The organism is Streptomyces sp. NPDC056503 (genome assembly GCF_042794995.1).
GTDB lineage: Bacteria > Actinomycetota > Actinomycetes > Streptomycetales > Streptomycetaceae > Streptomyces.
The window spans coordinates 21,370-31,528 of sequence record NZ_JBHTST010000101.1; the positions used below are offsets into that span (position 1 = coordinate 21,370).

The window sequence follows — 10,159 nt, forward strand, 5'->3', positions numbered from 1 at the left end:
GAAGGCGGGGGCGGTTTATTCGGGCGTGGCGGAGAGCGCGTGCTCGACCATGGCGAGCAGCGTCTCGACGACGCTGTAGCGCTTGCGCGCGTCCATGATCACCACAGGGACCTCGGCGGTGATCGTCAGGGCCTCCCTGACGTCCTCCGGCTCGAACCGCTCGGTGCCCTCGAAGTGGTTGACCGCGACGACGTACGGCAGGCCGCAGCTCTCGAAGTAGTCGAGCGCCGGGAAGCAGTCGGTGAGCCGACGGGTGTCGGCGAGCACGATCGCCCCGATCGCGCCGCGCACCAGGTCGTCCCACATGAACCAGAAGCGCTGCTGTCCCGGCGTGCCGAAGACGTACAGGACCAGGTCGTTGTCGAGGGTGATCCGGCCGAAGTCCATCGCCACGGTGGTGGTGAGCTTGTCCGGGGTCGCGGTGAGGTCGTCGGTCTCCTCACTGGCCCGGGTCATCAGCGCCTCGGTCTGGAGCGGGGTGATCTCCGAGACCGCGCGGACGAAGGTGGTCTTGCCGACGCCGAAGCCGCCCGCGACCACGATCTTCGTGGCGATCGGGGCGCGGGAGTGGTCGAGCTGCCAGTCCTGGGCGCCGTCCTCGGGATCGGGTTCCCCGGCGGGCCCGGGCTGGGCGGGGATGGCGGCGGTGAGGACGGCCTCCGCCGGGGAGACGGCGGGGACCGTCTCCGCCGGGGAGGCGGGGGTGTCGACGGCGGTGTCGACGGCGGTGGCTTCAGAGACGGCGGAGTCCACTCAGCACCCTTTCGAGGAGCGCGCGGTCGGGCTGGCCGGTGGCGTGACCGGTCCCGTACACACGGATCTTTCCCTGGTCGGCCAGGTCGCTGAGCAGCACCCGGACGACACCCAACGGCATCTTGAGGAGGGCCGAGATCTCCGCCACCGTCCGCATCCGGCGGCATATCTCGACGATGGCGCGCATCTCGGGCATGAGCCCGCGGGCGCCGGGGCCGCCGTCGGTGAGGACCTTGCGGGCGAGCGGCGCCTCCAGGGCGGCCACGAAGGTCTCGACGAGCAGCACGTGCCCGAAGCGGGTGCGGCCGCCGGTCAGCGAGTAGGGGCGCACGCGCGCGGGACGCCGTCCTTCGCCCCGTACCGGCAGCCGGTGGCCGGCGGCGGTCAGCGAGGTCACCGGTAGCTCTCCATCGACTTGCGCAGCTCGCTGCGGACTTCGGGGGTGAGGACGTGTCCGGCCCGGCCCACGAAGAGCGCCATGTGGTAGGCGACGACGCTCATGTCGCAGTCGGGCTCCGCGTGCACGCCGAGCAGCGAGCCGTCGCTGATCGACATGACGAAGACGCTGCCCTCCTCCATGGCGACCATGGTCTGCTTCACGCCGCCGCCGTCCATCAGGCGCGCGGCGCCGATGGTCAGGCTGCCGATGCCGGAGACGATGGTGGCCAGGTCGGCGCTGGAGCCGCGCGGGCCCCGGGGGCGGGCGTGCCCGTCACCGCCGGCGCCGGGCCGCTCCTCGGGGTCGGAGGAGAGCAGCAGGAGCCCGTCGGAGGAGACGACGGCGACCGAGCGGACGCCCGGCACCTCCTCCACGAGGTTGCCCAGCAGCCATTGCAGGTTGCGGGCCTCCGTGCTCGGTCCGTACGTCCCGGTGGCGCCGGTCGGTGCGGTCGTACTCGTGGTGCTCGTTCCCGTGGCGGTCAACTGCGTGCCTCCTCGACTGTGTCCCCCGTCATCTCCTCTGTGCGCGTGGTGCTCCCGGCGGCTATCTCCGCCTCGACGTCCCGGCGCCCGGCCACGGCGCCCTTGTGGAAGCCGCCCAGCCGGCGGCGGAGCGCCTCGGCGTCGACCGCGCCCGTGCGGGGGGCGGCGGGCGCGGCGGACGGTCGGACCACCTGGGGGGTCCGCTTCGGCAGGCCCTTGTCGGTCACGCGCTCCCACTGCGCGGGGCGCGGCCCCGGCACCTGTGCCTCGTCGGCCGGCCCCGCCTGCTCCGGCACGGCCGCGACCGGCACCTCAGCGGCCCGCTCGTGACTGTCCGGCTCGGGCGGCGGGTCGGGGAGCCGCACCTGGAGCGTGGTCTCGGAGACGGACTCCTGGACGGGCTGCTCGTGAAGGGGCCGGTGTTCCTGGACGGGCTGCTCGTGGACGGGCCGGTGTTCCTGGACCGGCTCGGGCACGGGCTGCTCGTGAAGGGGCCGCTGCTCGGGCACGGGCCGGTGCTCGTGGACGGGCTCGACGGGGGGCGCGGGGTGCGGTTCCGGCTCGGCGCCGGCGGCGGGCCCGAAGCCGTACGACTCCTCCGGCGCCGGTGCCGGGGCCGGGGCCGGGGCCGGCTGCTCCGCCTGCTCCTCCGACGCGCGGAAGGCGCGCTCCGCCGCCTCCACGAGCGGGTCGCGGGTGCGGGACGGGAGGGCGTTGGAGTTGGCCTCGGCCTCGGAGCCGGGAAGGTGGAGGACCGGGCCGGTGCCGGTGCCGGTGCCGGGGAGCAGGACCGGCTCGGTGACGGCGGCCGGCGGCGCGGTCGGCAGCAGCGGGAGCGGCAGCACCACGACGGCGGCGGTGCCGCCCGGGCGCTGCTCGCGCAGCTCGACGCCGACGTTGTGGCGGGCGGCGAGCAGGGCGACGACCCGCATGCCGAGTCCCTCGCCCTCGAAGGCCTCCGGGTCGGCGGCGGCGAGACGGGCGTTGAGGTCGGCCCGCTTGTGCTCGGGGATCCCTATGCCGGAGTCCTGGACGGAGAGCATGACCTCGCCGGTCTCCAGGAGCCAGCCGGAGAGCTGGACCTCGGCGTCCGGCGGGGAGAACGCGGTGGCGTTCTCCAGGAGCTCGGCGACGAGGTGGCTCAGGTCGTCCGCGGCGAAGCCGGCGAGCTGGGCGTGCGGCGGCAGCGACTGGATGGTGACCCGCTCGTACCGCTCGATCTCGCTGACGGCGGCGCGCAGCACGTCGACCAGCGGGACCGGGCCCGCGTGGCCGTGGACGTGCTCGTGGCCGGCCAGGACCAGCAGGTTCTCGCTGTGGCGGCGCATGACGGTCGCCATGTGGTCGAGCTTGAAGAGGGTGGCGAGGCGGTCCGGGTCCTGCTCGCGCTCCTCCAGCTTCTCGATGACCGCGAGCTGGCGGTCGACGAGGCCGAGGCTGCGCAGCGAGAGGTTGACGAAGGTGTGGTGGACGGTGCTCCGGAGCCGCTCGAAGTCGGCGGTGAGGACGGCGATCCGGCCCTGGAGCTCGGCGCGCTGGGCGGCGAGCTCGGCCTCGGCGGTCTCCTTGGCGGCGACCAGACCGGCCCGCTCGCCGGTGAGCCGGCCGGTGTGCGCGGCGAGGGCGGCGAGCTGGCCGTGGAGGGTGTTGAGGGAGCGGACGACCTGGGCGAACTCGTCGTTGCGGCCGGTGAAGCGGACGGATTCCTCGGTGGCCGGGTCCGGCGCGGCGGCGAGCCGGCCGGCGCCCAGGCGGAGCACGGCGAGCGGCCGGGTGAGGCTGCGGGCGACGTAGGTGGAGACGCCGACGGCGAGGAGCAGACAGCCGCCGAGCAGGGCCAGGCGGAGTTCGAGGGCGGTGACGTCGTCGTCGCGCAGGACGGTGAGCCGCTCCACCCGCTTGGCGGCGAGGGTGGACTCGACGCCGCGCATCTGCTCGATGCGGGCGGAGAGCGCGGCATCCAGGGCGGACGGGGAGGTGCGGGTCTCGGCCTCGGTGAGGGCGGGCTGGTCGGTGAGCCTGCCGAGGGCCAGCTCGGCGGTCTTGACCTCCGGCCCCGTGACGGTCGCGGCGAGGGAGTCGCGGGCGGCGGGGCCGGCGGACCGGTCGAAGTCGCCGAGGGCGGCGAGTTCGCGGACCCGGGCCTGCTGGGCGGCGGCGCTGAGCGCGTCGCGGGCGCGCTCGGCCTCCTCCTTGCCCTCGGGCTCGTCGGCGACGTAGGTGCCGGTGGTGGCGTCGTAGTGGAGCTCGCCGCTGGGCTCCGGCTGCGGGACGGCGAGCGCGGCGAGGAGCAGGCCCCGGGTGGCGGAGGCCTGTTCGACGGCGCGGCCGAGGTCGGCGGGGGCCCGGGTGGTGCCGGTGAGGCCGGGGTCGGTGGCGCGCGGCGGGGTGCGCTCGGCGAGCTCGTCGGCGAGGGCCTGCAGGGTGGCGATGACGTCGCTGTACGCCTTGTGGGCCTCCAGGGCCGTGCCCTTGCCGGTGGCGGCGGCGCGGCGGACGGAGGCGACGCCGGCGAGCTGGCGGCGGAGCGCGTCGGAGGCGGCGGGGCGGATCTCGTCGATCTGCCGGTCGACGCGGGCCGACTTGGCGGGGGTGAGGACCCGGCGGTTCTTCTTGGGGCCGGTCTGCTCCTCGCGTCCCGCGGCGACGAAGGCGACGACCTCGTCGCGCTCGTCGGCGAGGGAGTGCGCCAGGGTGACGGCCTGCCGGTCGAGCTCGGCGAGGGTGACCAGGCGCCGGGACTCGTTGAGCTCGGTCGAGGCGGTGAGGACGGCGGGGGCGCCGGCGCCGAGGACGATGACGCCGACGAGGGCGACGCCGACGACGAGGCGGGTGCGGACGCGCTTGGAACGGCCGCCGGGGGTGGGTGCGGGGGCACGGGTGGCGGCTCCGGCCGCCGCGACGGGGCCCGTTCCGGTTCCGGCGGAGGGGGTGCTTCCCGTGTTCGGCGTGGTGCCGGGGGTGCTCGGCGTGGTGCCGGGGGTCGGCGGCTCACCGGGGGTCTGGCTCCGCGCGCCGTTCATGCTCCGAGGCCGCTTCTTCTGCACCGGTGCTCGCATTCTTGACTCGTCCGCCCACACAGCAGAGGTGACGGCCGGTCACGAGGTTCCGCCCCCACCCCTGGTACGGCTTCCGACCATTCCAGCGCTTCTCGGCAGGGGGCGGGCATCGGCCGCTCCGCCACCCGAACGAGTGAACAACACTCCTGAGTTGGCGAACAACTTCCGACGGGCGCCGCCGGGGGCCTCCGGCGGGCCCCGGCTGGATCTTCCGGGCGGGCTTTGGCAGGATGCCCGCCCGCAGCTTGCCGGAGCTTGCGATTCCGCCTGTCGCGGCGGCCATGGCCGGTTGGTACAGGCCATTTTCGGCCCTTTGCAGGTGTTGTGAAGACACCGCGCGAGCCAGGCACACTGGACATCATGCGCAGCGAGGTCGCCACCCTTCCCGGCAGTCCCGAACGACCCAACGAGGACTGGGCCGCCGCAGCTCTGCCCGGCCCGGGCGGCGGAGGGGCGCTCGTCCTCCTGGACGGTGTCACGCCCCCCGCGGATGATGTCGGTTGTGTGCACACGGTGCCGTGGTTCACCGCGCGCCTCGGTGGCGCTTTGACCGGACTGTCCACTTCCCGGCCTGATCTGACGCTGTCCGAGATCCTGTCGCTCGCAATCCGGCGCACCGCGGCACTCCACGCGGACACCTGTGACCTTTCTCACGTGCGTACGCCTCAGGCGACCGTGGTCCTCGCGCGGTGGGACGCGGCCGTGGTCGAACACCTGGTCCTCTCCGACTCGGTGCTGCTGATCCGGGCGCCGGACGGCGCGGTCAGGGTGGTACGGGACGACCGGCTGGACCGGCTTCCCCGGGAGGCGCTGCGCTCGCACGAGGCGGCGGACCGGCTGCGGAACCGGGAGGGCGGCTTCTTCACGGCGGCGGCGGACCCCGCGGTGGCGGAGCGGGCGGTGACCGGGCGGACCCCGCTCGCGGAGGTGCGGGCGCTGGCGGCGCTCACGGACGGGGCGAGCCGCTGGGTGGAGCGGTTCGGCGCGGGCGACTGGACGGAGTGCGTCGGCGTCCTCGCGAAGGAGGGGCCGGCGGGACTGCTCCAGCGGGTCCGGACCCTGGAGGCCACGGACGCCGGCGGACGGCGCGGGAAGCTCCACGACGACGCGACGGCCGTGTACGTGGAGCTCTGAGGGCTCAGCCCTCGGAGCGCTGGTTGAAGTGGTGGAGCAGCCGGGCCAGTTCGGCGACCTCCGCGCGGTCCCAGTCGGCGAGCTTGCGGACGTACCGCTCGCGACGGGCGTCGCGGACGTGCCGGAAGCGGTCGCGGCCCTCGTCGGTGAGCCGCACCAGGGAGGCGCGCCCGTCCGCGGGATCGGGGTCGCGGGCGACCAGCCCGAGCTGTTCGAGAGCGCGCAGCTGCCGGCTCATCGTGGCCTTGCCGACGCCGAAGTACGCGGAGAGCTCGGTGGCGCGCTGCGGCCCGGCGTCGTCGAGCCGGACGAACAGCCCGTACGCGGCGGGCTCCAGCTCCGGGTGCACCTCCCGGGCCATCTCGCCCGACTGCGCCCGGGCCCGCCGCAGGAACACGGCGAGCTCCCGCTCCAGCGCGAGGAACTCCCGCTCGGCCTTCACGACGGGCACGGAAGGCGGAACCGCCCCGGGAGCGGGAGCCGGAACCTCCCCCGGCGTCGACACGGGCACGGAAGCCGGAGCCTCCCCCGGCGTCGGCACGGGAGCGGGAGCCGGGACCTCCCCCGGCGTCGGCACGGGAGCGGGAGCCGGGACCTCCCCCGGCGTCGCCCCGCCACCGGACGGACCGCCGGACGAGCCGCCGGACAGACCGCCGGACGGACCGCCGCCGGTGTCGGTTCCCGGCGCGGTGCCGCCTTCGCCGGTCGTGCCGCCTGCGCGCACCCCGCACCTCCCACGCGTGTTTCGTCGGCTGAAAGTTTCCCGCCACGGCGGGCATCGCCGCAGCTCCTTCAGTATTTCGCAGGAGTAGACCAACGGCGGAACCCGGGACCTCTTCCACGCCCGAGGTCTACGTGCGTAGAGTCGCCGTCGAGCACGTGACTGACATGTCCACACCACCCCCACCGCCCCCTCGGGAGTCACGCCATGCGTGTGCGCAGATCCGTCCCCACCTCCCTGCTCGCCGGCCTCGCCGCCACCGCCCTCGTCCTGCCCCTCGCCGGACAGGCGGGCGCCGCCGACCCCGGCGCCCGCGCCGCCGCCCCGGCGCGCGGCACCGCCCACATGGGCATGGGCGTCCTGAAGCACGACGGCCGGGGCGCGACCGCCTCCGGCGGCGTCTCCGCCCTCGCCGCCCAGACGGAGGGCGTCGACGTCGCCAGCCACCAGGGCAACGTCGCCTGGTCGACCCTCTGGAACAGCGGCGTCAAGTGGGCCTACGTCAAGGCGACGGAAGGCACGTACTACAAGAACACCTACTTCACGCAGCAGTACAACGGCTCGTACAACGTCGGCATGATCCGCGGCACGTACCACTTCGCCACCCCGGACACGACCACCGGCACCGCCCAGGCCGACTACTTCGTCAACAACGGCGGCGGCTGGTCCAAGGACGGCAGGACCCTGCCCGGCGTGCTCGACATCGAGTGGAACCCGTACGGCGCCACCTGCTACGGCAAGACCCAGTCCGGGATGGTCACCTGGATCCGCGACTTCCTCAACCGGTACAAGGCCCGCACCGGCCGCGACGCCGTCATCTACACGGCGACCAGCTGGTGGAAGCAGTGCACCGGGAACTACTCCGGCTTCGCGGCCACCAACCCGCTGTGGATCGCGCGGTACGCCTCCGAGGTCGGCGAACTCCCCTCCGGCTGGCCGTACTACACGATGTGGCAGTACACCTCGTCCGGCCCGACGGTCGGCGACCACAACCACTTCAACGGCGACCTCTCGCGGGTACAGGCGCTCGCCAACGGCTGACGCCCGCGCGGAGAACGGCGGTTCCAGGGGTGCGGCGGCACCCCCGGGGCCGCCGTTCCGCGTGCTCAGGGGCTTTTTCCGCGCACCCCCTTGCCCATTGGTATGGACCAATGCGAGTCTCTACCCCGGTCGCACGGGATTCAACTTCCGTGTGCCCCGCGCGCGTTGCTCGTTCCGTACTCCCCCCACGCACGAGAGAGAGCCCCCGCATGCCGTCCACCCGCCGTACCGCCGCCGGCGTCGCCGCCCTGTCCGCCGCCGCCCTCGTCGGCCTCACCCCCACCACCGCCGCCGCCCACGGAGCCGTCTTCAACCCCGTGAGCCGGGTCGCCGCCTGTTACGCCGAGGGCCCCGAGAGCCCCGACTCGCAGGTGTGCAAGGACCTCGTCGCCGACTCCGGCACCCAGCCGCTCTACGACTGGAACGAGGTCAACATCGCCAACGCCGACGGCAACCACAAGGCCCTCATCCCGGACGGCAAGCTCTGCTCGGCGAACCGCGAGAAGTACCGGGCGCTGGACTGGGCGCGTACCGACTGGCCCGCCACCGCCGTCTCGGCCGGCTCCTTCGACTTCAGGATCCGCGCCACCGCCGCCCACTCCGGCACCATGACGATGTACGTCACCAAGGCCGGCTTCGACCCGACGCAGCCGCTGAAGTGGTCCGACCTGGACGCCACCCCGGTCGCCGTCCACCACACCACCCGCACCGCCACCGACGGCTACTACGCCTTCACCGGCACCCTGCCGGCCCGCACCGGCCGCCACGTCGTCTACATGGTGTGGCAGCGCAACGACAGCCCCGAGGCGTTCTACAGCTGCTCGGACGTCACCTTCGGCACGGCCGCCGCCACCACCGCCCTCAAGGCGGAGGCCCCGACCGAGGCCGAACTGGCCGCGGGCGCCGAGCTGTCCACGGTCAGCCACGCGGGTCACGGCGGCGACGAGCAGCCGCCGGCGCTCTCCGCCGAGGCCGCCGACGCCCCCGCCTCCCCGCTGCCGCTCGCCCTGGCGGGCGCGGGCGCGCTCGCCGTCTTCGGGGCGGGCAGCCTGCTCCTGGGCCGCCGCCGCGGCTCCTCCGCCCCCTCCGGCTCCTAGGCGCCGGAGGCCGGTGGGAGGGGAGGGCGGGACGGGGGTCCGCCCACCCCTCCGGCGGCCCTCAGGGAAACCCGCCCTCTCCTCCCGCCCACCTCGCCCCCCGGAGTCCGCTCCGGGGGGCGATTTCGCGCCATCTACCCCGGGACGGGTGGAAGACGGGACGTTCGTGGACAGCCTTGGTGAAAGCTCTGTTCGAACGGCCGTCAGCGCACCACCGTCCGCCCGTGAAGGAGAGCGCTCCATGCGGAACCAGCAGCGGTGGGTCTACCACCGCGGGGAAGGGCTGCGCACGTTCGGGGTGGAGGAGGAGCTCCTCCTGGTCGATCCCGAGACCGGACTCCCCCAGCCCCTCTCCGGCACCGTCACCGAGATCGCCGCCTGGCACGCCGACGCCGGGCCGCACGCCGAGGGACCGGAACCGGCGAAGCCCGAGTTGTACGCCGAACAGCTGGAGATCGGCACCACCCCCTGCACCACCACCCCCCAGCTCGCCGACCAGCTGCGCCGGGCCAGGCTCGCCGCCGCCGCGGCCGCCGAGGAGGCCGGGGTGGCGGTCGCGGCGCTCGCGACCGCGCCGATGGACTTCGGCCCGCTGCTCACCCCCGACGAGCGGTACCGGCGGATCCACGACCGCTACGCCCACCTCGTCGACGAGGAGTTCGCCTGCGCCTGCCACGTCCACGTCCACCTCGCCTCGCCCGAGGAGGGCGTGGGCGTCCTCGACCGGATCCGGCCCTGGCTCGCCCCGCTCCTCGCGCTCAGCGCCAACTCCCCCTACTTCCAGGGCGTCGACACCGGCTACGCCAGCTGGCGCCACCAGCTGTGGCAGCGCTGGCCGATGTCCGGTCCCAGCGAGCTGTACGGGGACGTGGAGGCGTACGAGCGGACCACCAGCGAGATGCTCGCCAGCGACGTGCTGATCGACGACCACATGGTCTACTTCGACGCCCGGCTCTCCCGCCGCTACCCGACGGTGGAGATCCGGGTCGGCGACGTCTGCCTGGACCTGGAGGACACGGTCCTGCTGGCGGTGCTGAGCCGCGCCCTGGTGGAGACCGCGGCCCGGGAGTGGCGGCGGGGCCGGCTCCCCGACCCGGTGTCGACGGTCGTGCTGCGGCTCGCCGCCTGGCGGGCCAGCCGGTACGGCCTCGGCGGCGAGCTGCTCGACCCGCGCAGCTGGCGGCCCCGGCCGGCCGGCGAGGTGCTGCACGCCCTGCTCGACCATGTGCGCCCCGCCCTGGAGGACGCGGGCGACCGGGAGCGGGCCGAGGTGGGCGTGGCGCGGCTGCTGGCCCGCGGCACCGGCGCGGACCTCCAGCGGGCCGCCCACGCCGGGGACCCGACGCTGGCCTCGGTGATCGTCGAGGCCGTGCGCCGTACGACCCCGGCGTGAACCCGCGAGGCCCCCGGTACGCGTGCGTACCGGGGGC

The 10,159-nt window shown here is 74.5% G+C and carries 9 protein-coding genes; 4 read left to right on the forward strand and 5 right to left on the reverse strand.

From position 1 onward, the window contains the following. Nucleotides 1-15 precede the first annotated feature (15 nt). The 4 genes from ACFQ8C_RS26175 to ACFQ8C_RS26190 are packed head-to-tail and all read right to left on the reverse strand — an operon-like array spanning nucleotide 16 to nucleotide 4,700. Nucleotides 16-753, reverse strand: a complete 738-nt coding sequence (locus tag ACFQ8C_RS26175) for an ATP/GTP-binding protein (protein WP_383461868.1) — start codon at nucleotides 751-753, stop codon at nucleotides 16-18. Then, nucleotides 734-1,150 carry a DUF742 domain-containing protein gene (locus tag ACFQ8C_RS26180; protein ID WP_383461870.1) on the reverse strand — a complete coding sequence of 139 codons (417 nt, stop codon included), beginning with the start codon at nucleotides 1,148-1,150 and terminating at the stop codon, nucleotides 734-736. The genes ACFQ8C_RS26175 and ACFQ8C_RS26180 overlap by 20 nt, the downstream gene beginning before the upstream one ends. Further along, the gene (locus ACFQ8C_RS26185; RefSeq protein WP_383461872.1) at nucleotides 1,147-1,677 is read right to left on the reverse strand and encodes a roadblock/LC7 domain-containing protein; all 531 of its coding nucleotides are present in this window, start codon (nucleotides 1,675-1,677) and stop codon (nucleotides 1,147-1,149) included. The genes ACFQ8C_RS26180 and ACFQ8C_RS26185 overlap by 4 nt, the downstream gene beginning before the upstream one ends. Then, nucleotides 1,674-4,700 carry a nitrate- and nitrite sensing domain-containing protein gene (locus ACFQ8C_RS26190; protein WP_383461874.1) on the reverse strand — a complete coding sequence of 1,009 codons (3,027 nt, stop codon included), beginning with the start codon at nucleotides 4,698-4,700 and terminating at the stop codon, nucleotides 1,674-1,676. Before ACFQ8C_RS26190 ends, ACFQ8C_RS26185 begins: the two co-directional genes overlap by 4 nt. A 396-nt stretch (nucleotides 4,701-5,096) precedes the next feature. Between ACFQ8C_RS26190 and ACFQ8C_RS26195 the strand changes: the two genes are divergently transcribed. After that, nucleotides 5,097-5,870 carry a hypothetical protein gene (locus ACFQ8C_RS26195; protein ID WP_383461876.1) on the forward strand — a complete coding sequence of 258 codons (774 nt, stop codon included), beginning with the start codon at nucleotides 5,097-5,099 and terminating at the stop codon, nucleotides 5,868-5,870. Between the two features lie 4 nt (nucleotides 5,871-5,874). Here ACFQ8C_RS26195 and ACFQ8C_RS26200 read toward each other — a convergent pair whose 3' ends face one another. Continuing rightward, complete coding sequence (locus ACFQ8C_RS26200; RefSeq protein ID WP_383461878.1) at nucleotides 5,875-6,321, reverse strand: MarR family winged helix-turn-helix transcriptional regulator; 447 nt, start codon at nucleotides 6,319-6,321, stop codon at nucleotides 5,875-5,877. Between the two features lie 477 nt (nucleotides 6,322-6,798). On the opposite strand from ACFQ8C_RS26200, the gene ACFQ8C_RS26205 reads away from it, so the two are divergent. The 3 genes from ACFQ8C_RS26205 (at nucleotide 6,799) to ACFQ8C_RS26215 (ending at nucleotide 10,122) form a co-directional block, all read left to right on the forward strand. Further along, nucleotides 6,799-7,632, forward strand: a complete 834-nt coding sequence (locus tag ACFQ8C_RS26205; protein ID WP_383461880.1) for a lysozyme — start codon at nucleotides 6,799-6,801, stop codon at nucleotides 7,630-7,632. A 209-nt stretch (nucleotides 7,633-7,841) separates the two neighbouring features. Beyond that, nucleotides 7,842-8,729 (forward strand): lytic polysaccharide monooxygenase, encoded by an 888-nt coding sequence (locus ACFQ8C_RS26210; RefSeq protein ID WP_383461881.1) that lies wholly within the window; start codon nucleotides 7,842-7,844, stop codon nucleotides 8,727-8,729. 241 nt (nucleotides 8,730-8,970) lie between these two features. Continuing rightward, complete coding sequence (locus ACFQ8C_RS26215) at nucleotides 8,971-10,122, forward strand: glutamate--cysteine ligase (protein ID WP_383461883.1); 1,152 nt, start codon at nucleotides 8,971-8,973, stop codon at nucleotides 10,120-10,122. The last annotated feature ends 37 nt before the right edge of the window (nucleotides 10,123-10,159 follow it).